The sequence below is a fragment of the Streptomyces niveiscabiei genome, assembly GCF_033794345.1.
Lineage (GTDB): Bacteria > Actinomycetota > Actinomycetes > Streptomycetales > Streptomycetaceae > Streptomyces > Streptomyces niveiscabiei.
The window spans coordinates 1-20,105 of sequence record NZ_JARAYJ010000008.1; the positions used below are offsets into that span (position 1 = coordinate 1).

Here is a 20,105-nt window from a genome sequence, read left to right on the forward strand (position 1 = left end):
AGCACCAGCTCGGCCTTCGGCCGTCCCGTCCTCGCCATCCGGCCATCATGCCGAACCAGCACTGACTTACGCAGCGAATTCCCGACTCAGGACACTAGCTCCCGCCAGCCACCACACACCGCGAAGTCGATGCCGTCCAGCACGGTCTTGTCGCCGTACGCCTTGCGCAGCCCGTACGCCTCGATGGCGAGCCGTTGTTCTGTCGTCATGCGGCAAGAGGATGCGGCGGGGTGGGTTCAGCGGGGTTTCACGGCGGTTTCAGCGCGGCCGGGACGCTTTTCGAGGGGCGCCTTTTGAGGGCGCCTTTCGGGCGAGCCGCAGCGCAGGGTCCGCTCCGTTGCGGGCCCGGCGCCGCGGGGTTCTCAGAGGGCGTGCGGGCCGCTGGCTGTGGGTGATCCCGGCGCCGAACATGGCCAGCGCGCGGCCGGACGCGGCCAGGGGGACGAGGCCCGTCGCGATGTCCACGGCGGCGGCCGGCCGCGCAGGGCGCCGATGCGGTCGCGCATACCCGGTAGTGCGGCCGGTGCAGCTCGCGCGCCTCCTCGTCGGTGTCCGCGAGGAAGCCGGGGGTGCATGCCGACCGGGTGGGCGGTCGTGCCGAACTCGGCGGCGGCGCGGCTGTACAGCTCGATGTGGGAGAGGAAGCGTTCGGGGGAGCCGCCGACGCCGACCCAGGTGGTGAGGTGCCCGGACGTGGTCTTCGGGAAGACGTCCGCCTGCTCGCTGAGGACGGTCACACCCCGAGGGGTGTCCGATGGCGCACCAGGCGGTCGGTGAAGTGTCAACTACGTTTACACTTTCCCCATGGAACAAGAGGTGCGGTGGTTGACGGCGGAAGAGCAGCAGGCCTGGCGTGGCTTTCTGCGCCTGCACGACCGGCTTCGGGGGCACCTGACGCGGCAGCTCCAGGGGGAGGCGAACGTGTCGGCCGCCGATTTCGCGGTCCTCGTCGAACTGACCGACCTCCCCGAGGGGCGCCGGCGCATCCTGGACCTCGCTCGCGCGCTGGAGTGGGAGAAGAGCCGCATGTCCCACCACATCGCGCGCATGGTCAAACGCGGGCTCGTGGTGCGCGACGAGTGCCTCGAAGACGGGCGCGGCGCGTTCGTGGTGATCACGGACGAGGGCCGCCGGATGATCGAGGCCGCCGCTCCCCGGCACGTGGAGGCGGTGCGCGGACTGTTCCTCGACCATGTGACGCCGGCCGAGCTGCGGGTGATCGCCGAGGTGTCGGAACGGGTCGTGAGGAAGATCGACGAGGCGCCGGAGTGCCCCACCGCCGAGGCGGACTGACGCCCGGGTGCGGCGCTGTCCCGTACGGCGCGCCGATGGCATGATGGTTGACATGGCAACCAAAGCTTGTGGGAGGTGACCCGGTGAGCAACGCCGAAACCGGTCCCGAGGCGCTGAAGTGCGGCGGCGACGAGGCCGCGCCGGACGCCGTCGACGTCCTGACACCCCGCGAGGTCCCTCTGGGCGGCCCCCGCTCCCTCTCCGTACGGCGCACGCTCCCGCAGCGCGCCCGCACCCTGATCGGCGCCTGGTGCTTCTGCGACCACTACGGCCCGACCGAGGTCGCCGGGCGCGGCGGCATGGACGTCGCCCCGCATCCGCACACCGGCCTCCAGACCGTGAGCTGGCTCTTCAGCGGCGAGATCGAGCACCGCGACAGCCTCGGCACCCACGCCCTGATCCGCCCCGGCGAGCTGAACCTCATGACCGGCGGCCACGGCATCTGCCACTCGGAGGTCACCACCCCGGCGACGACCCTCGTGCACGGCGTCCAGCTCTGGCTGGCCCTGCCTGGCGAACACCGCTCGGCCGCCCGGGACTTCCAGCACCACGTCCCCGACCCGGTCCGCCTCGACGGCGCCGAACTCCGCGTCTTCCTCGGCACCCTCGCCGGCAGCGCCTCCCCGGTGCGCGTCTTCACCCCGCTCCTCGGCGCCGAACTCGTCCTCGCCCCGCACGCCGAGGTCACCCTGACCGTCGACCCGTCCTTCGAGCACGGCGTCCTGGTCGACACCGGCACCGTCCGCCTCGCCACGACCACCCTCCGGCGCGCGGAACTCGGCTACGTCCCCCGCGGCGCCGGGACCCTGACGCTGGCCAACGAGTCCGGCGCACCGGCACGCGTGATCCTCCTCGGCGGCACCCCCTTCGAGGAGGAGATCGTCATGTGGTGGAACTTCGTCGGCCGCACCCACGAGGACATCGTCCGAGCCCGCGAGGAGTGGGAGGCCGAGGGCGACCGCTTCGGTGCCGTCGCCGGCCACCCCGGCCCCCGCCTCCCCGCCCCCGCCCTGCCCAACGCGGTGATCCGGCCGCGCGGCAACCCCGTGAAAGGTCCCCGAGATGAGTGAGTCACCGCAGGTCGGCCGCGTCGACGCCGAGGAGCTGTACGAGATCGTGGTGGACGGCCGCCGCGCCGGTCTCACCGCCTACCGCGACCGGGGCGAGCAGCGCGTCTTCTTCCACACCGAGGTGGGCGAGGAGTACGGCGGGCAGGGGCTCGCGGCGCGGCTCGTGCTGGGCGCCCTCACCGACGTACGGGCCTCCGGGATGCGGATCGTGCCGGTCTGCCCGTACGTCGCGCGGTATCTGGAGCGGCACGACGGGTTCGCGGACCTCGTCGATCCGGTGACGCCCGAGGTGCGGGCGTGGCTGAAGGAGCGGCTCGGGGGCGGGGCGGAATAGGACGCGCGCGGGGTGCGTTCCTCCCGTCGAAGTTGATGTATCAACCAGATGGGAGGCCGAGGACGATGCAGTTCGGCATCTTCACCGTCGGAGACGTGAGCACCGACCCGGCCACGGGCCGCACCCCGACCGAGCACGAGCGGATCAAGGCGATGACGGCCCTGGCGCTCAAGGCCGAGGAGGCCGGGCTCGACGTCTTCGCGACCGGCGAGCACCACAACCGGCCGTTCGTGCCGTCCTCGCCGACCACCCTGCTCGGCTACCTCGCCGCGCGGACCGAGAAGCTGATCCTCTCCACCTCCACCACGCTGATCACCACCAACGACCCGGTGAAGATCGCCGAGGACTACGCGATGCTCCAGCACCTCGCGGACGGCCGCCTCGACCTCATGACGGGCCGCGGCAACACCGGACCCGTCTACCCCTGGTTCGGCAAGGACGTCCGCGACGGCATCGACCTCGCGATCGAGAACTACGCCCTGCTGCGCCGCCTGTGGCGCGAGGACGTCGTCGACTGGGAGGGCAGGTTCCGCACGCCGCTCCAGGGCTTCACCTCCACCCCGCGCCCGCTCGACGGCGTACCCCCGTTCGTCTGGCACGGCTCCATCAGGTCGCCGGAGATCGCGGAACAGGCCGCGTACTACGGGGACGGGTTCTTCCACAACAACATCTTCTGGCCCGCCGACCACACCAGGCGGATGATCGACCTGTACCGGCAGCGGTACGCCCACTACGGGCACGGCACGCCGGAACAGGCGATCGTCGGGCTCGGCGGGCAGGTCTACATGCGGGCCAACTCCCAGGACGCGATCCGCGAGTTCCGGCCCGTCTTCGACCACTCGCCGGTGATGGGCGGCGGGCTCCCGCTGGAGGAGTACATGGCCCAGACCCCGCTGACCGTCGGTACGCCGGACCAGGTGATCGAGAAGACGCTCGCCTTCCGTGAGTACGCCGGCGACTACCAGCGCCAGCTGTTCAACGTGGACGGCGGCGGCATCCCGCTGGAGACCGCGCTGGAGCAGGTCGAGATGCTCGGGGAACTCGTCGTGCCCGTGCTGCGCGAGGAGTTCGCCGCGCGGCGCCCGGCAGGGGTGCCGGACGCGCCGCCGACCCACGCTTCGCTGCTCGCGACCCGCTGACCACAGATCCGAGAAATCCGAGAGATCCGAGAAATCCGAGAAGGAGGCCACCGTGACCGCCGAGTTCAACGCCTACCAGGCGACCGACGGCGTTGCCCCCGACCGCTGGGCCAGCGCCCTGCACCTCTTCGACGACGGCCCCGGCGCCGTCCGCGAGGAGACCCCCGGCGAGCTCTGGGAGCGGGCCGGGCTGCTCTTCGGGGCGAAGGACTACATCGGCGCCGTACGGCTCCTGACCCGCGTGGTCGAGGAGTTCCCGGAGCAGACCGCGCCCCGCCTGCTGCTGGCGCGCGCCTACTACCACTCCGCCCAACTCGGCCGCGCCGAGGAGCAGTTGCGGATCGTCGTGGAGCGCGACCCGGTCGAGCACTACGCCCACCTCATGCTGGGCCGCACGCTGGAGCGCCAGGGCCGGCAGGCCGAGGCGGCGCCGTGGCTGCGGATGGCGGGGGCGTTCGCGGGGGAGTTCCCGCAGGACGCGTGAGGGGGTGACGGTGTGACGGTGTGAGGGGGTGGGGCGCGGGGGTGTCCGTGGCGGTGCTGCGGATGCCCCCGCGCTCTGCGTTGTCGATGCCCCTTGGCCGGGAATGTTCCGCGCCGGGAGTTGTTGACATCTCAAGGGGTCGGGATGGAGAGTGGTTGATGTGTCAACATCTCCGGTCGGCCGGGTACAGCGGTGCGGCCGGTGGGAACAGGAGGCTGCCGTGAAGGACGACCGTCCCGGCGCCACGGCCGAGGGAACGGTCCGGTGAGCGCACCGGCCGTACGCGGCCACCACCTCGACCGGCGGCTCCTCGCCGGCACCGCGGCCCTCGCCGCCGCCGCGTCCGCCGCCCTCGCGCTCCACGGCGACGCCGTACGCCTCGCCTCCGGTGCCGACGGTTTCGTCCGCTGGCCCGTGACCGCGCTGACCCTCCTGTGGCTGGCCCGCCACGACCAGAACCACTACGCGCGCGGCGCCGTCGCCCTCGCGCTGACCGGCGCCGGCGGCCTCGCCGTCCTCGTCGCCCGGCACGGCGTACCCGCCCACGAGACCTCCCTCGTCCAGGACTACCTGGACCTCCCCGGCACCGCCGCGAGCTGGTACGTCCTCATGGCGCTGGCCGTGGCGGGCGGGGCGAAGCACCCCCTGACGCGCGCCGGAGCGCTGCTCGCCGCGTCGGCCGTCGGCGTCGGCGCGGTGCTCGCCGCCCACGACCGCCTCCTCGTCGCCCTGCTCGCCGTGGCGCTGCCCGGCGCGGCCTGGACGCTGGCCGGGAGCCTGCCGCTGCGCCGGTCGGGCTGAGCGGGCGGCTCGGCGGGCTGCCGGGCGGTCGGCTGTGCGGGCCGCTGGGCGGGCGATCACCCGGCTCGGCGCGCAGGCTGATGTCTATACCTCCACATTTGGTCATTCGCATTCGCTGGAAGGTCACTCATGGGTTTCAAAGGCGCGGAACTGGCTGTCGTACCGCTCGACTCCGAGCAGGCGCGGCACACGGCCGTAACGGGCGCGAAGGCCGCCAACCTGGCACGGGCCGCCGTCGCGGGCCTCCCCACGCTGCCGGGGTTCGTCCTCGTACCGGCCGACCGCGCGCCCGACGCCCCGGTCGGCGAGTACTCCGTACGAGCCCTCTGGCACGAACTCGGCGGTGATCGGATACCCCTGGTCGTCCGCTCGTCCTCCGCGCACGAGGACACCGAGGACTCCTCCATGGCCGGCCGCTTCGAGTCCGTGCTCGACGTCCGCGGCTGGGAGGAGTTCAAGGTCGCCGTCGGCGTCGTCCTCGACTCCGCGCGCACGGTACGGCCCCTGCGGCCACCGGAGGACGGACCCGGGAGCGACGGGATGGCCGTCCTCGTGCAGCCCATGCTGACCTCGTCCGTCGGCGGGGTGATGTTCGGCGCCGACCCCGTCGAGGGCCGTACCGACCGCATCCTCGTCAGCGCCGTACGCGGCGGACCCGACCAGCTCGTCGACGGCAGCACCCAGGGCGTGCGCTACCAGCTGACCCGCATGGCCCGCCTGGTGCGCACCGAACCGCCCGGCGAGCGGATCCTCACCCACCGGCAGCGGGCCCGCCTCGTCCAGCTCGCGAAGAAGACCGAGAAGGTCTTCGGCGGACCGCAGGACATGGAGTTCGGCTTCGACGGCGACGGCAAACTCTGGCTCTTCCAGGCCCGGCCGATCACCGCGATGGCCGCCCGGCCCGCCCCCGGCGCCCGGCTGCTGGGCCCCGGACCGGTCGCCGAGACCCTGCCCGGCGTCCTCCAGCCGCTGGAGGAGGACCTCTGGGTCGAGCCCATGTCCCACGGGCTCACCCTCGCCCTCGACATCGCCGGTGCCGCGTCCCGCCGCCAGCTGCGGCGGCTGCCCGCCGTCACGACCGTACGCGGGCGGGCCGCCGCCGATCTGCGGCTGCTCGGCGCCGTGCCGTCCGCGCATCCCGTGCTCGACTTCATCAACCCGGCGCCGGGCGCCCGGCGGGCGGGGGCCGCGTGGCGGGTCGGGCGGCTGCGGTCCGCGCTGCCGCTGCTCGCCGTGGACCTCATGGCCGACGTCGACCGGCAGCTCGCCGACTTCCCGCCGCCCCGCGAGATGCTCGGCGGCCAGCTCGTCGAAGCCGTCGCCTGGGGGCGGCAGACCCTGGCCTCGCTGCACGCCCAGGAGTCCCTCGCGGGCGCCCTGCTCGGCGCCGGGACCGGGGCGTCGGCCGCCGGGGAGGCCCTCGCCGAACTCGCCGAGGGGCGGGTGCGCGGCCTCACCGACGACCAGCTCATCGAACGGCACCCCGTCCTGCTGGCCCTGCTGCCGCCTACGCTCGGCGAACGCGCCCCGCTGCCCGGCCGTACCGGATGGACCGCCGCGCCGCGCGGCGTGGGGGCGCTGCCCGTCCGGGAGGGGCTGCGGCTGCGGATCCGGTGGGTGCAGGAGATGCAGGCGCGGATGGTCCAGGAGATGAGTGGACGGCTCGACGCCGGGGACTGCGGTGTCGGACCCGACCGGCTCATGCTGCTGCGGTGGGCCGAACTGGTGCGGGTGGCCGAGGGGGGTGCGCTGCCCGCCGACCTCGACGGGCGGGTGCCGCGGGCGGACGAAGGGCCGCTGCCCGCCGTGTTCCGCGTCGCGGACGGGCGTCCCGTGGCGCAGGTCGCGCCCGGGCGGCGCAGGTCCGGGGAGGGGCAGGGGGCCGGGGGCGGCTTCGGCGCCGGGGTCGCCTGGGACGGACACGGTGAGCGTCCCGAACACGCCGTCCTCGTCGTCCGCTCCCTCGATCCCGCCCTCGCGCCGCTGCTCCCCGGGCTCGCCGGACTCGTCGCGGAGACCGGCAGCGCGCTGTCCCATCTCGCCGTCCTCGCCCGGGAGTACGGCGTTCCGACGGCCGTCGGGGTGCCCGGCGCCGTCGACCGGTTCTATGCCGGGACACCCCTCACCGTCGACGGCGGCACCGGGGCCGTGTCGGCGTCCGCGCAGAAGGAGCTGGCGGCATGAAGACCCTACGATTCGTCGGCTACGCCTTCGGCGGACTGTCCGCCGTGTACGCCGGGTACTACACCGTCGTCTACCTCACCCGCTGGGAGTGGCAGCGCGCGCTCATCTCCGCGGCCCTGTTGATCGTCGTCGAGGTGTTCCTCGCGACCGTCCTGCTGCTCACGCGGCTCGCTCGGCTGGAGAGCCGGATCGAGGCGTCCGACGCGCGGGTCGAGGAAGTGCGCCGGCGCCTCGAACAGTCCCGCTCGCCGATACCCCATCGCTTCAACTGGCTGTCCTCCGTGGACCGTACGTCCCTGAACGGGGCCCAGCGGACCTTCGTCTTCGTGCCGGTGCTGATGGTGGCGGGGGCGGCGTTGTCGGGACTCGCCCTCGTCATCCAGAAGATCGCCGGCGCCACGGCCCGCCCCGGCGCGGAACGCCGCCTCGCCGGCCGCCTCGCCACCCTGACGGCACCTTCGCTGGGCGAGGGACTGACGGGACGGGGGCAGGGGTGGCCCGGCGGGGCGGCTGGAGGGGGCCGGCAGGGTGAGGCGACGGCCGGGAGCACGGTGACGGAGGGGCGGGGGCGTCGAGTCGAGGGTGACTCGGTGCAGGGGAGCCGGGGGGAGAGCCTGGCGCTTGCCCGGGACCGGGACCGGGGCCCGGGAAGGGCGCTGGGCCGGGTACGAGGGCTCGGTCGGCGGCGTGCTGTGCCGGAGGCCATGGTGTCGGGGAGCCTCGGCGATGCCGTGCCGCCCGCCCGTGTCGGACGCAAGCTTCTCGCCGTGACCGCCGGTGTCGCCGGGCTCCTCCTCGTCCCCCTGCTCTGGTCCGCCCTCGCGGACGCGACCCAGACCCGCGCCGAGGACGCACCCCGCGCGGCCAGTACCACCATGGTGTTCAGGGTCGACACGTACGGCGACAAGAGCGCCGCCGCCGTCCAGCTCGCCGCGCAGGACCTGTGGGAGACCTGCCGGCGCTCCACGGCGGCCCAGAACGCGGACGCGAACCTCAGCGCGCTGCGGGACGGCGTCTACACCGGCGTCATCCGCCCCGCCCTGCCCTCCCACGACGTGATGCGCCTGCGGGGCTGCCTGGAGGACGCGAACACGAACCGGACGAGCGCGGTGGTACTGGGGGAGGGCCGGGCGGAGAGCCGGTGAGACCGGGCCGGCCCCGGCGCCCGGTACGCCGCGGAGGAGCAACCGGGGGCGCCGGCGCGGGAATTGGGGAAGCCCTCCGGCTGAGGAATGGCATAGTGATCTCCCGGTGGCAATGTCCCGGCGCGCGAGCGGAGAGTCACGGATGCCGATCGGACTGGTCGCGCTGGCCCTCGGCGGGTTCGGCATCGGGCTCACCGAGTTCCTCATCGCGGGACTGCTGCCCCAGGTGGCGGCCGACTTCGCGGTGTCCGAGGCGGCGGCCGGCCGGCTGATCTCCGGGTACGCGCTGAGCGTTGCGGTCGGGGCGATCGCGTTGACCGCGGCGACGGCACGGCTCCCGCGCAAACAGGTCCTCGTCGGTCTGGTCGTGTTGTTCGTCATCGGCAATCTCCTTTCCGCCGTCGCTTCCGACTACTGGCTGATGATGCTGGGCCGCGTCGTCGCGGCCCTGTGCCACGGCTCCTTCTTCGGCATCGGGTCGCTCGTCGCCCGCTCGCTCGTCGTACCGGAGAAGAAGTCCCAGGCGGTCGCGGTGACGTTCGCCGGTCTCACCGTCGCCAACGTGCTCGGCGTGCCGTTCGGGGCGCTCATCGGCGAACGGTGGGGCTGGCGCGCCGCGTTCTGGGCGGTCACCGCGATCGGCGTCCTCGCGCTGGCCGGCATCGCCGCCCTCGTCCCGGCCACGGCCTCGCCGCCCGCTTCTCAGGGTCTGCGTGCACAGTTCCTCGCGTTCCGCTCCTCTCAGGTCTGGCTCACTCTGGCCGCCACCGCGCTGAGCTACGGCGGCATGTTCGGCGCGTTCAGCTATATCGCGTACACCTTCACCGAGGTCGGCGGCTTCTCCTCGGCGGACGTCGCCTGGCTGCTCATGGTGTATGGGGTCGGTCTGGTCGTGGGGAATCTGGTGGGCGGGCGCGCGGCCGACCGGGACCGGGACCGCGCGTTGGTGTGGGCGCTGGCGGGACTCGCGGTGACGCTGGCGGTGTTCGGGGCGCTGGCGGGAAGCGCGGGCGCCTCGGTGGTGCTGGTGTTCCTGATGGGGGTGACCGGGTTCGCGAGCGTGCCGGGGATGATCACCCGGGTCACGGATCAGGCGGGCGGGGCGGCGCTGGCCGCGAGTGCGAATGTGTCGGCCTCCAATGTGGGGAATGCGTTGGGCGCTTGGCTGGGGGGTGTGGCGATCTCGGCCGGCCTGGGCTATCGGTCACCTCTCTTCGTGGGGGCGGGGATCGTGGTGGTGGCACTGGGGGTGATGGTGGTCGCGGCTCGTGGGGAGAAGGCGGTTGTGGTGCGGGGGTAAGGGGGTGTGCGGTTGAGGGGAGGGCGAGGGGCTGAGTCGGGTGGGATCGGTGCGGCGATACGGTGAGTTGGGCCGGGGTGGGATCGGTGGGGCGGGGCGGTGAGCCGGGTTGGGCGTTCCTGGTCTTCGGGCCTCGGCCTTGCCGGCGGCTCTCCCCCATTCTGGTCCGGCTCCCCGCTCCGCCGCCTCGGCCGAACGGCCGACCCCGATCGGGTGATGCGGCGGTTTTCGAGGCCGGATCAGTGGCCGAACGGCCGAGGCGGCGGCGGACCGGATTCCGCGAAGGTTGATCCACGACGGCAGGGCATGGCCCGCCGGTGGAGGGCGACCATCTCTACCGAGTGGTGGACGCGCTCGACGAAACGGCCCAGGAGACCGGCAGGACGATCCCCCAGGTGGCCATCAACTGGCTGCTGACGCGCCCCACGGTGTCCTCGGTCATCATCGGCGCCAGGGACGAGGCTCAACTCCGGGAGAACCTGGGGGCGATGGGCTGGGAACTGACCCCCGAGCAACTGGCGCACCTGGACAGCGCGAGCGCCCGAACCGCCCCCTACCCGCACTTTCCCTACCAGCGCCAGGCCGGGTTCGCCCGCCTCGCCCCGCCGGTGGTGTGACGGCATGCGGCACTCAGACCTTGTCGTCCCGCCCGAGGAGACGGAACGCCGACCCGCGGGCAGCGGGCGGGGTCCGGGATGACCCGCCGGATCAGGGCGGCGGCCTGGGCGGAGCTGGCCGGGAGCCGCGCGGGGTCGATGGCGACGACCTCGGCCGGAGGGGCGGTCGGTCTCGGAGTCGGGGAGGCCGAGGAGGGTGCGCGCGCCGATCCGCCGTCCCCGTCCGACGACGTGCACCCCGCGAGCAGCACCCCGCACACCGCCACGGCACACCCGAGCCGTACCCCTCGGATCCCCACTGGCCCTCCCCACCCGGTAACCGGTTCCCGGCCTCTGCCCCCGATGCTAGGCAGCAACTCGCGTTGTTTCACGACCGGTTGACGATCATGTGGCACAGCTGTACCCGATCTGTCACGTATCCGGCGCCTCGGAACAGGCATCCGGGGAACGATGTGCGCACAGAGGGAACGGTGTACGCACCGCAGGGTATGCTGGCCGCACCCCACGTACCGGCGAGGAACAGGAGCGTCATGACGGCCAAGCGGAACCCGATCCCCTCGGTATGGGCCCGCCCCAGGCGCGAACCGGACCAGCCCGCGCTCAGCCGGGGCGCGATCGTGCGCGAGGCGGTCGCGATGCTGGACGCGGAGGGTGTCGAGGCGCTCAGTATGCGGAAGCTGGGGGCTCGGCTGAACGCGGGGGCGACCTCGCTGTACCGGCACGTCGCCACCAAGGACGAGCTGATGGAGCTGGCGGCCGACGAGGTCTTCGGCGAGATCGCCGTACCCCCGGCCGACGGCGACGACTGGCGGGGTGCCGTGGCGGACGCGGCGTTCTCGTTCCGGGCGACGATCCTGCGCCACCCCTGGCTGGCCTCCGTCCTCGGGCAGGCGGGCCTCGCCTACCTGGGCCCCAACTTGATGTCCCGCAGCGAGAGCCTGGCCGCGCTCTTCGTCCGCGCCGGCTTCCCCGACCCCGACAAAGCGATCTCCGCGCTCCTGGCGTACGTCACCGGCATGAGCGGGACGGAGGCCGCCTGGCTCGGGACGGTCGCGCGGTCCGGGGACACGGAGGCCGAGTTCGTGGCCCGCCTGATGCCGGCGGCGGAAGAGGCGGCGGCCGGGTACACGCACCTCGCGGACGGGTACCGGGCGCCGGAGGGGCGGGGGCCGGAGGAGACCCGGGAGGCGAAGTTCCGGTACGGGCTCGACGTGGTGCTGGACGGGCTGGCGATGAGGCTGCCGGGCAAGGGGTGACATCGCCGCACGGATGGAGTCACGCAGGCGGATTGTCGTACCGACCCGACCCGACCCGACCCGACCCGGCCCGGCCTCGGCCTCCGCCTCCCGTTCCCGCCATCGCCCCGGCCCGCCACCCCATCGCTGACGCCCCTACCCCGCCGGCGCCTCCCGGGACCCACCCCGCTCCGGCGCCCGCGCACCTCAGAGATCCAGCAGATCCCGCGTCCGCACCACCGCCCCCGTCTCGAACGACCGATTAGCGGCCAGCCCCGTCACCAGCGACCGCGCCCCGTCCACCGCGTCCGCCGCCCGCCCCAGCGGATCAGGCGCCCGTGTCCCGAACAGATCCTCCAGCATCCGCGCGTCCCCGCCCCCGTGCCCGCCCTCCCCGCTCGCCACCTTGATCTCCCGGGGCCGCTCCCAGGACCGGCGCAGCAGGAGTTCCGTACGGCCGGTGTTCGCCTCGACGCCGTGGGCCGAGGCGGGGCTCACCGGGCGAGGGGTCCAGGTCGTCTCCTCGACGAGCAACTCCAGCCGCCCCTCGCTGCCGTTGAAGGCGATCCGGTACCCCTCCCAGGGGGCGTACGCGGTGAGGTGGTAGGTCAGAGAGGTGCCCGAGGCGTACCGGACGAGGACCGCCATGTCGTCCTCGATGGTCACGCCGGGCGCGAAGACGTTCCGGTCGCGGTGGTAGCCGTCCTCCGACTCGGCGTCCAGGTAGAGGGACTTGAGGTCGGGGTCGTCGGCGAGGTGCAGGGCGAACGGGTCGGAGGCGGCGGCCGGTTGGCCGTGCGCGCGGTCGTACTCCCGGGCCAGCCCCCGGCGTCGGCCCGCCTCGGGGCCGTAGAAGAACAACGCGCCCTGCGCGTAGACGAGTTCGGGTGAGCTGCCCAGCCACCAGTTCACCAGGTCGAAGTGGTGGGTGGCCTTGTGGACCATCAGGCCACCGGAGTTGGCCTTCTCGCGGTGCCAGCGCCGGAAGTAGTCCGCGCCGTGCCGCAGGTCGAGCAGCCACTCGAAGTGCACGGACCCGACCTCGCCGACCGCGCCGTCCGCGAGGAGTTCCCGTACGGCCGAATGGACCGGGTTGTAACGGTAGTTGAAGGCGACGCGGACATTACGCCCGGTGCGTTCGCGGGCCGCGAGGATGCGGCGGGCCTTGTCCGCGTCGGTCGTCATCGGCTTCTCGGTGACGACGTCGCACCCGGCGTCGAGCGCCCGCACGATGTACTCGTCGTGGGTCCGGTCGACGCTGCACACCACGACGAGGCCGACGCGCTCGCGGCGCAGCATCTCGTCGAACTCCCCCACGGGGTACGCCGGTACCGAACGGCCGAGCCACTCGTTGTGGACGGCCGTCCGGCGGGAGTTGACGTCGCAGAACCCGGCGAGTTCGTACCGGTCCGCATAGGGTCCGGCGAGCGCGTTCACGAACAGCCGGGCGCGGGAACCGAGTCCGACGACGGCGACTCGACGGCGGGCGGTGTCGCGGGGCATGGGGGTCTCCGTTCCGACGTACGAGGTTGCGGCGTACGAGGTTCCGGCGTACGGAAGAACCGCCGAGAACACCGCGTCGGAGCGTACCCACCCTGGCGCCGGGCCGAAAGATCACCCGGAGCCGAGCCGAGAACACCTTCCACCGCCGTCCTGCGCCTGCGTCCCGGTCGGCGGCGAACGCGGGCGGGCCGGCCAGGATCGTGCCGGCGACCGCGGTCACCGCCGCGACCAGGTGTGTGAAGGTGTCCGCTCAGGCCCGGCAGGTCACGTCCCGGGCGGGAAGGCGCCCGCTCGCCAGGTAGGCGCGCACCCCGTCGTCCGCGCAGGCGTTCCCGTACACGCCGAACACCGCGTGCTGCGCCGGTCCGGCCAGGGTGATCAGCCGCGACGACGGCCAGTTGCGGCGCTGGGCCACCGCGCCCGCGTACGTGGTGCGCGGATCGCCGGTCGCGTTCACCAGGAGCGCCGGGAAGTCGTCCCGGACCGCCGTCGGGGTCTCGCGTGGGGCGGGCCAGAAGGCGCAGGGGCCGATGTTGCGGGTCATGGGGGCGAGGAGGGGGTCCGTCAGCCGGCCGCGCTCGATGTCGCGCCGGTACGCCTCCGGGTCGCGTTCCGTGGGGACGTCACCGCAGAGGATCGCCGACTGGGCGCTTCCGTACGACGACTCGTCGCCGGTCAGGACGAACTTCAGCGCGTCCAGCAGCGCTGGGGGCGGGTCGGCGGGGGCGTCCTTCGCCGCCAGGTGCCGTACGGCTCGCGCGAGTTCGCCGTACGCCTGGTCGTTGTCCTGGGAGAGGCCGGTGAGCAGGATCATCGGGACGACACGTTCATCGACCCGGTAGGGGCCGACGGTCAGCGGCTTGCGGGTCGCCGCCGCCTGGATGCCGTCAACTGTCTTGAGCACGGCGTCAGTTGTGGTGCCCAGTCCGTACGTCGCGTGCCGGGTCGCCGTCCACCGCGCCCAGTCCCGCAGCGCGGCCCGGTTCTCCGGCTCGGCCACGCGCAGGAGGCGCGGGGAGTAGCGGGCCGGGTCGATGACGCCGTCCAGGACCATGCGCTCGACGCGGGCCGGGAACATCGTCGCGTACACCTCGCCCAGGTAACTCCCGTACGAGTAGCCCAGGTACGAGACCTTGCGCTCGCCCAGCGCCGCGCGGATCACGTCCATGTCGCGGGCGGTGTTGCGCGTCGTCGCGTACGGCAGGACGTCCCCGGCGTTCTCGCGGCACAGGGCGGCGAGGTTCTGCGCGAAGCCGGCGTCGAACTGCGCCGGGGCGCTCCAGAGGGACGTGCCCGTGGGCCACTCGCAGTCCAGCGGCGTACTGCGGCCGACGAAACGGGGGTCGACGCCGACGACGTCGTACCGGCCCGCGATCCCCTTCAACTCCCCGTGGATCCACGGCGCGTCACCGATCGTGGACCCGCCCGGACCGCCGCCGTTCAGCAGCAACGGGCCGACGCGGTGGGCGGTGTCGGTGCCCCGGATGCGCGATATCGCGACGGTGATGGTCCGGCCGCCGGGGTTCGCGTAGTCCAACGGCACGGTGACGTCAGCACACTTGGCGCCGGACCGCTCCAACTCCTTCCCGGTGGCGTCGTCCGGGCCCGTCACACAGCTCTTCCAGTCGAGGCGCTGCTCGTGGAAGCGGGCCAGAGGGTCGGTGGCCGCCGACGCGGTCAGCGGGAGCGCGGCCAGGGCGAGCGCGGAACAGAGGGCAACTCGGGTTCGTACGGCGAAAGTTGTCACGCGACCCCACGCTAGGGACCGCACAGTGCCCGGACACTCCGGCGTCCCCGCCGACCCCTCCGGGTGCCAACCCCCTTGCATCCGGCTCCCGAAGCCGGTAACACCCGCGGAACGAACGGGCCGCCCCGACGGACACCGGGACTCGCGCCCGTCACCCCGCGTACGGCGCCCGCGAACTCCCGCCACCATCCTTGAGCCGGAGGCGCCCGCAAGCACCCCCGGCCCCGGAGTCACTCGCCCTTCGGCCCCGCCTGCTGGACCACCTCGAAGGACCACAGGGTCGACGCCGACGACGCCGGCTTCGGGCGTTCGCCGCCCGCCCCGCCCTGGTGGGCCTGCTTCATCGGGCCCTCCATCCACGCCTGGAAGGACTCCTCGTCGCGCCAGCGGGTGTAGACGAGGTACTCCTCCGTGCCCTCCAGCGGGCGCAGGAGTTCGAACCACTCGAAGCCGTCGGAGTTCTCCACGGCGTGCGCGCGGCCCGCGAAGCGCTTCTCCAGGGTCTCGCGCTGCTCCGCGGGGACCGTCAGTACGTTGATCTTGACTACGCTCATGGGCCCATCCTGCCTGTCACGTGCGGCGCACCGGCACACCGACCCCCGGATCACGACGTGCGGGGCGCGGGGGGCTGCCCGACACTGTGAGCCCGGGGGCCGCACGTGAGGAGCGTTCCGCATGGCCTCGTCGCTCTACCGCCTGGGCAGACTCGCGTTCCGACGGCGCTGGTACGTGGCGGGCCTCTGGTTCCTGGTGCTGGTGGGCCTCGGCGCGGCGTCCGCGCAGGCGCCCGAGGCCCCGGACACCGCGTTCTCCGCCCCCGGCATCGAGGCGCAGCGCGCCTTCGACCTGATGGACGAGAGGTTCCCCGGCGCCCAGGCGAACGGCGCGACCGCACGCGTCGTCTTCGTGGCCCCGAAGGGCGAGAAGGTCACGTCGGCGAGGAACAGGGCGGCGATCGACCAGGCCGTCACCCGGGCGGCGGCCGGACAGCAGGTCGCCTCGGCGGTGGGCCCCTTCACGGCGGGAGCCGTCAGCGAGGACGGCTCGACGGCGTACGCGACGGTCACCTACGCGGTCGCCGCCGCCGACCTCACGGACGCCGCGAAGGACACCCTGCGCGGCGCGGCGCAGGGCGCGCGGGACGCGGGCCTGACCGTCGAGACCGGCGGCACGGCGCTCGCGGACTCCCCGGGCCCGGGCGGCGCCGGCGAGGTCATCGGCATCGTCGTCGCCGCCGTCGTCCTCCTGGTCACCTTCGGCTCGCTGGCCGCCGCCGGTCTCCCGCTGCTCACGGCCGTACTCGGCGTCGGGGTCAGCATGACCGCGATCACCACCCTGGCCGACCCCCTCGGCCTCACCTCGACGAGCAGCACACTGGCCTCGATGCTGGGCCTGGCCTGCGGCATCGACTACGCCCTGTTCGTCCTCTCCCGCTACCGGGAGGAACGCGCCAACGGCCACACCGAACAGGACGCGGCGGGCCTCGCCGTCGGCACCGCCGGTTCCGCCGTCGTCTTCGCGGGCCTCACCGTCGTCATCGCCCTGGCCGGCCTGTCCGTCGTCGGCATCCCGATGCTCACGAAGATGGGCCTGTGCGCGGCGGGCGCGGTCGTCCTCGCGGTCCTGGTCTGCCTGACGATGACCCCGGCGCTGATCGGGTTCTGGCCGCGCGCCGTGCTCTCGCGGCGCTACCGGCTCACCGGGCGGCGCGTGCAGGGCGTGTTCGGCAACCGGGGCAGCCGGTGGGCGGAGTTCGTGCAGCGCCACCCCTTCCCGGTCCGGTTCACCGCGATGTGCAGCCTGATCGTGCTGGCGATCCCCGTGCTGAGCCTCCAGCTCGGCATGCCCGGCGACGAGGTCAAGTCGACCGCGACGAGCGAACGCCGCGCCTACGACGACCTCGCGAGGGGCTTCGGCCCCGGCTTCAACGGCCCCCTGACGATCGTCGTCGACGCGAGGAAGGCGGGCGACGCGAAGGCGGCCGTCACGACGATCGAGAACCGGGTCAAGGGGACGAAGGGCGTCGTCTCGGTCACCGAACCCCGCTTCGACCAGGCCGGTGACACGGCCGTCTTCTCCGCCGTCTCCGCCTGGTCGCCGACCGACAGGAAGACCGAGGACCTCGTCCACACCATCCGCGACCACCGCACGCGGACGGTCGCCGGGACCGGGGCGACCTTTGAGGTCACCGGCACGACCGCGCTCAACATCGACGTCGCCCAGAAGGTCCAGCGCGCCCTGATCCCGTACCTGGTCGTCGTGGTCGGGCTCGCCGTCGTCCTGCTGCTGATGGTCTTCCGGTCGGTCTTCATCCCGCTGAAGGCGGCGGTGGGCTTCCTGCTCTCGGTCCTCGCCGCGCTCGGCTGCGTCGTCGCCGTCTTCCAGTGGGGGTGGGGCGCCTCGCTCCTCGGCGTCGAGTCCACCGGCCCGATCATGAGCATGATGCCTATCTTCCTCGTCGGCATCGTCTTCGGCCTGGCCATGGACTACGAGGTGTTCCTCGTCTCCCGCATCCGCGAGGCGTACGTCCACGGCCAGGGCGCCGGCGAGTCCATCACCACCGGCTTCCGCTACAGCGCCCGGGTCGTGGCCGCCGCCGCGCTCATCATGATCTCGGTGTTCGCCGGGTTCGTCACCGCCGACGAGTCCATGATCAAGATGATCGGCTTCGGGCTCGCCGTCGCCGTCCTCTTCGACGCGTTCGTCGTCCGCATGGCCTTCGTCCCCGGCGTCCTCGCCCTCCTCGGCGACAAGGTCGCCTGGCTCCCGAAGTGGCTCGACCGCCTCCTGCCGCACCTCGACGTGGAGGGCGAGGCCCTCAGCCGCGCCCACCCCGCGCCGACCCCGCAGGCGGGGACCGGACAACCCGGCTAACAGATGTTCTGCGTACTGTTCACCAGCCGGTTGTTACGGAACGTCGTGTTCGTCCCGCACGGGTTCTCGGTGATCCGCGAGTTCGTCACCGTCAGGTTCTGTACGACGATGTCGGCGTTGTTCGGGAACTCCGACCGGGCGGCGAGGCGGATCTCGCCGCCCCCGGAGACCGTCCCGCTCTGCGCCGCGAGACTGACGTTGTAGCAGTTCTCGATGAGGACGGCGTTGTTGCCGGTGTTCGTCAGGCTGATCCGGTCGATGACCGCGCCCCCGCTCTCCGACACGCAGAACACCCCGCGCCCGCCCCCGCGCGCGACGACCTCGCCGACCCGGATGTTCGTCGGGTAGGAGCTGCCGATCCGCCCGTTGCGGTTGGCCATCCGGAACGCCGCGTACCCGGTCCCGGTGCCCGCGCCGTCCGCGTCGACCTTCGTGACGTTCGCGTTGACCGTCTGGTTGAGCAGCAGCCCGGACTCGCCTACGTTGCGCGCGGTGACCGTGCCGACGGTCAGCCCGTCCACGCCGTACGTCTCGACGGCGTGGCTGGACGCGCCGGACACGAAGACGTTGTCGATCCGCACGTTGCGGGTCCACTCGGCGGTGTTGCCCCGGTTGTCGATGCGGACGCCGAGCCCGGCCGACAGGCGCATGTCGAGCTGGCCGAGGACCACGTTCTGCACGTTGCGCAGGAAGATCCCGTACAGCGGGGAGCCCGTCAGGGTGAGGTGCTGCACCTCGATGTCGCGGGTGCCGCGCGAGTACACCGGCGCCTGGTCGCCCGAGCCGCCGCCGGTCACGTTGATCGTGCCGCACACGTCGAGGACGGTGTAACTGGGCAGGGAGACGCGGGAGTTCGCGGCGATGTTCCCCGACCCCCGGACGACGACGCGTTCCTTCGACGTCCGGTTCGCCGTCAGGCTGTTGACGGCGGCCTGCATCGCGGCCCGCATGTCCGTGCCGGTGTAGCTGACCGAACTGCCGCGCCGGGCCGTCCAGGTGGAGCCGCTCAGGACGGCCTCCGCCTGGTACGAACCCTCGCCGCAGGCCGCCGCCGACGCCGTGGGGGAGTGCGTGAGGAGGAGGCCGCTCGTGAGGAGGGCGAGGGTCGACACGGCGACACCGAGTCTGCGCATGGTCGTCTCCTGTGGGGTGGGAGAAGTGCGGGTGGAAAGCGCTTTCCCCGGAGTGTGGCCAGTGCGCGGGTGTACGTCAAGGGTTCGTAAAGTCAGCGCAGTTGGAGCCGGGCCGGGACGCTCGGCGCGACCCGTACGGCCGAGGCTCCCGTCCAGCGCAGCAGCGTCGTCCCCCAGGTCACCCCGCCGCCGAACGCGATGATGACGACGAGGTCGCCCGCGTGCAGCCGCCCCTCGGACGCCGCCTTCGCCAGCGCGTAAGGGATGTTCGCCGCGCCGATGTTGCCCACCTCGTGCCCCACCACCACGAGTTGACGATCCGTCACCCCCATCTCGCGGGCCGCCTGTTGGAGCAGGACCGGGTTCGGCTGATGGGTGACGACAAGGGCCACGTCGTCCAGGGTGACCCGGCCCTGGCCGAGCGCGTGCGCGAGCATCCGGGGGAACACGTCGAGGATGAAGTCGCGAACTCCCCTGCCGTTCATGGTGATCCGCTGGGCTGCCAGGGGCGAGGGGAGCCGGCTGCCGCCCGCCGCGATCATCGCGTGGTCGGCGTACCGGCCGTCCGAGCCGAGCGTGAACGCCCCGAAACCCTGGCCCTCGGCGACCGGACCCAGGAGCGTCGCCGCCGCGCCGTCCCCGAACAGGGAGGCGGTGGCGCGGTCGGTGGGATCGACGAACTTGGAGTACGCCTCCACACCGACGACCGCCGCGTACCGTGCCGAACGGTCGCCGGTCAGCCAGTCGCGGGCCACCCGGGCGCCGAACAGCCAGCCCGAGCAGGCCGCCGTGACGTCCAGCGCGACGGCGTGCCGGGCCCCGGTCAGGGCCTGGACCCGGCAGGCCGTCGCGGGGCCCAGCTCGTCCGGCGTGGAGGTGGCGACGACGATCAGGTCGAGCCGCTCGGCCTCCAGGTCGGCCGCCGCGAGCGCGGACTTGAGGGCCGCCGCGCCCAGATCGGAGGCGGCCTCGTCGGGGGCGGCGGCGTGGCGGGCGAGGACGCCGGTTCTGCCGGCGATCCACTCCGCCGAGACTCCGGCCAGCTCGGCGACCTCGGCGTTCGTGCGGCGGCGGGCGGGGAGGTAGGAGCCGGTGCCGATGATGCCTATGGGTGCGTTCATCACTCAGCCTTCCGAAGAGGGGAGGAGGCGCCGGGGAGCCGGTGGGGCGGCCCGCCCGGCGCCGCCCCCTCGTTCTCGCACAGCACCCCGGCGGCGTGCGAGGCACACGCGAAGCAGTACGGCTC

18 protein-coding genes and 1 pseudogene are annotated in these 20,105 nt (G+C 73.0%); 12 read left to right on the forward strand and 7 right to left on the reverse strand.

Annotation, left to right across the window (positions count from 1 at the left end):
- Window positions 1–86: 86 nt before the first annotated feature.
- Window positions 87–209 (reverse strand): hypothetical protein, encoded by a 123-nt coding sequence (locus tag PV682_RS13125; RefSeq protein WP_319729600.1) that lies wholly within the window; start codon window positions 207–209, stop codon window positions 87–89.
- 153 nt (window positions 210–362) lie between these two features.
- On the reverse strand, window positions 363–737 hold the full coding sequence (locus PV682_RS13130) for a hypothetical protein (RefSeq protein WP_319728949.1): 375 nt from the start codon (window positions 735–737) through the stop codon (window positions 363–365).
- A 67-nt stretch (window positions 738–804) separates the two neighbouring features.
- On the opposite strand from PV682_RS13130, the gene PV682_RS13135 reads away from it, so the two are divergent.
- The 11 genes and pseudogenes from PV682_RS13135 to PV682_RS13185 all read left to right on the forward strand — a co-directional run bounded on the left by PV682_RS13135 (window position 805) and on the right by PV682_RS13185 (window position 11,623).
- Window positions 805–1,293, forward strand: coding sequence for a MarR family winged helix-turn-helix transcriptional regulator (locus PV682_RS13135; RefSeq protein ID WP_055723308.1), 489 nt, complete (start codon window positions 805–807; stop codon window positions 1,291–1,293).
- Between the two features lie 83 nt (window positions 1,294–1,376).
- Window positions 1,377–2,363: a pirin family protein gene (locus PV682_RS13140; protein WP_319728954.1), complete on the forward strand. Its 987-nt coding sequence runs from the start codon at window positions 1,377–1,379 to the stop codon at window positions 2,361–2,363.
- On the forward strand, window positions 2,356–2,697 hold the full coding sequence (locus PV682_RS13145) for a GNAT family N-acetyltransferase (RefSeq protein WP_319728956.1): 342 nt from the start codon (window positions 2,356–2,358) through the stop codon (window positions 2,695–2,697). Before PV682_RS13140 ends, PV682_RS13145 begins: the two co-directional genes overlap by 8 nt.
- A 65-nt stretch (window positions 2,698–2,762) precedes the next feature.
- Window positions 2,763–3,836 carry an LLM class flavin-dependent oxidoreductase gene (locus PV682_RS13150; protein WP_319728958.1) on the forward strand — a complete coding sequence of 358 codons (1,074 nt, stop codon included), beginning with the start codon at window positions 2,763–2,765 and terminating at the stop codon, window positions 3,834–3,836.
- Between the two features lie 52 nt (window positions 3,837–3,888).
- Window positions 3,889–4,320, forward strand: coding sequence for a tetratricopeptide repeat protein (locus PV682_RS13155; RefSeq protein ID WP_319728962.1), 432 nt, complete (start codon window positions 3,889–3,891; stop codon window positions 4,318–4,320).
- 264 nt (window positions 4,321–4,584) lie between these two features.
- On the forward strand, window positions 4,585–5,121 hold the full coding sequence (locus tag PV682_RS13160) for a hypothetical protein (protein ID WP_319728965.1): 537 nt from the start codon (window positions 4,585–4,587) through the stop codon (window positions 5,119–5,121).
- Between the two features lie 129 nt (window positions 5,122–5,250).
- Window positions 5,251–7,305 carry a PEP/pyruvate-binding domain-containing protein gene (locus tag PV682_RS13165; protein ID WP_319728966.1) on the forward strand — a complete coding sequence of 685 codons (2,055 nt, stop codon included), beginning with the start codon at window positions 5,251–5,253 and terminating at the stop codon, window positions 7,303–7,305.
- Window positions 7,302–8,450 carry a hypothetical protein gene (locus PV682_RS13170; RefSeq protein ID WP_319728968.1) on the forward strand — a complete coding sequence of 383 codons (1,149 nt, stop codon included), beginning with the start codon at window positions 7,302–7,304 and terminating at the stop codon, window positions 8,448–8,450. Before PV682_RS13165 ends, PV682_RS13170 begins: the two co-directional genes overlap by 4 nt.
- A gap of 142 nt (window positions 8,451–8,592) precedes the next feature.
- Entirely contained in the window at window positions 8,593–9,750 is a 1,158-nt protein-coding gene (locus PV682_RS13175) for an MFS transporter (protein WP_319728970.1), read from the forward strand.
- A gap of 296 nt (window positions 9,751–10,046) precedes the next feature.
- Window positions 10,047–10,367, forward strand: a pseudogene (locus tag PV682_RS13180) (aldo/keto reductase); the annotation flags it as partial.
- A 530-nt stretch (window positions 10,368–10,897) separates the two neighbouring features.
- Window positions 10,898–11,623 carry a TetR/AcrR family transcriptional regulator C-terminal domain-containing protein gene (locus PV682_RS13185; protein WP_319728972.1) on the forward strand — a complete coding sequence of 242 codons (726 nt, stop codon included), beginning with the start codon at window positions 10,898–10,900 and terminating at the stop codon, window positions 11,621–11,623.
- 186 nt (window positions 11,624–11,809) lie between these two features.
- Here PV682_RS13185 and PV682_RS13190 read toward each other — a convergent pair whose 3' ends face one another.
- From PV682_RS13190 to PV682_RS13200, 3 genes are all read right to left on the reverse strand, one after another.
- Window positions 11,810–13,105 carry a Gfo/Idh/MocA family protein gene (locus tag PV682_RS13190; RefSeq protein WP_319728974.1) on the reverse strand — a complete coding sequence of 432 codons (1,296 nt, stop codon included), beginning with the start codon at window positions 13,103–13,105 and terminating at the stop codon, window positions 11,810–11,812.
- A 250-nt stretch (window positions 13,106–13,355) separates the two neighbouring features.
- A complete protein-coding gene (locus tag PV682_RS13195) occupies window positions 13,356–14,933 on the reverse strand; it encodes an alpha/beta hydrolase (protein WP_407705659.1) in 1,578 nt (525 codons plus the stop codon).
- Between the two features lie 149 nt (window positions 14,934–15,082).
- Window positions 15,083–15,406, reverse strand: a complete 324-nt coding sequence (locus PV682_RS13200) for an antibiotic biosynthesis monooxygenase family protein (RefSeq protein WP_075736808.1) — start codon at window positions 15,404–15,406, stop codon at window positions 15,083–15,085.
- Between the two features lie 121 nt (window positions 15,407–15,527).
- Here PV682_RS13200 and PV682_RS13205 point away from each other — a divergent pair, with 121 nt between their 5' ends.
- Entirely contained in the window at window positions 15,528–17,726 is a 2,199-nt protein-coding gene (locus PV682_RS13205) for an MMPL family transporter (RefSeq protein ID WP_319728980.1), read from the forward strand.
- Here PV682_RS13205 and PV682_RS13210 read toward each other — a convergent pair.
- The gene (locus PV682_RS13210; protein WP_319728982.1) at window positions 17,723–18,859 is read right to left on the reverse strand and encodes a hypothetical protein; all 1,137 of its coding nucleotides are present in this window, start codon (window positions 18,857–18,859) and stop codon (window positions 17,723–17,725) included. The two genes, PV682_RS13205 and PV682_RS13210, sit on opposite strands and share 4 nt — an antisense overlap.
- A gap of 92 nt (window positions 18,860–18,951) precedes the next feature.
- A complete protein-coding gene (locus PV682_RS13215; protein WP_319728983.1) occupies window positions 18,952–19,980 on the reverse strand; it encodes a 3-oxoacyl-ACP synthase III family protein in 1,029 nt (342 codons plus the stop codon).
- Window positions 19,981–20,105 lie beyond the last annotated feature (125 nt).

Excerpts from the sequence above, each read along its gene's own strand:
- PV682_RS13135 (WP_055723308.1), top strand. The coding sequence starts at position 805 with ATGGAACAAGAGGTGCGGTGGTTGACGGCGGAAGAGCAGCAGGCCTGG.
- PV682_RS13145 (WP_319728956.1), top strand. The coding sequence starts at position 2,356 with ATGAGTGAGTCACCGCAGGTCGGCCGCGTCGACGCCGAGGAGCTGTAC.
- PV682_RS13165 (WP_319728966.1), top strand. The coding sequence starts at position 5,251 with ATGGGTTTCAAAGGCGCGGAACTGGCTGTCGTACCGCTCGACTCCGAG.
- PV682_RS13215 (WP_319728983.1), bottom strand. The coding sequence starts at position 19,980 with ATGAACGCACCCATAGGCATCATCGGCACCGGCTCCTACCTCCCCGCC.
- PV682_RS13175 (WP_319728970.1), top strand. The coding sequence starts at position 8,593 with ATGCCGATCGGACTGGTCGCGCTGGCCCTCGGCGGGTTCGGCATCGGG.
- PV682_RS13195 (WP_407705659.1), bottom strand. The coding sequence starts at position 14,933 with ATGCAAGGGGGTTGGCACCCGGAGGGGTCGGCGGGGACGCCGGAGTGT.
- PV682_RS13170 (WP_319728968.1), top strand. The coding sequence starts at position 7,302 with ATGAAGACCCTACGATTCGTCGGCTACGCCTTCGGCGGACTGTCCGCC.
- PV682_RS13200 (WP_075736808.1), bottom strand. The coding sequence starts at position 15,406 with ATGAGCGTAGTCAAGATCAACGTACTGACGGTCCCCGCGGAGCAGCGC.
- PV682_RS13190 (WP_319728974.1), bottom strand. The coding sequence starts at position 13,105 with ATGCCCCGCGACACCGCCCGCCGTCGAGTCGCCGTCGTCGGACTCGGT.
- PV682_RS13205 (WP_319728980.1), top strand. The coding sequence starts at position 15,528 with ATGGCCTCGTCGCTCTACCGCCTGGGCAGACTCGCGTTCCGACGGCGC.
- PV682_RS13150 (WP_319728958.1), top strand. The coding sequence starts at position 2,763 with ATGCAGTTCGGCATCTTCACCGTCGGAGACGTGAGCACCGACCCGGCC.
- PV682_RS13125 (WP_319729600.1), bottom strand. The coding sequence starts at position 209 with ATGACGACAGAACAACGGCTCGCCATCGAGGCGTACGGGCTGCGCAAG.
- PV682_RS13185 (WP_319728972.1), top strand. The coding sequence starts at position 10,898 with ATGACGGCCAAGCGGAACCCGATCCCCTCGGTATGGGCCCGCCCCAGG.
- PV682_RS13210 (WP_319728982.1), bottom strand. The coding sequence starts at position 18,859 with ATGCGCAGACTCGGTGTCGCCGTGTCGACCCTCGCCCTCCTCACGAGC.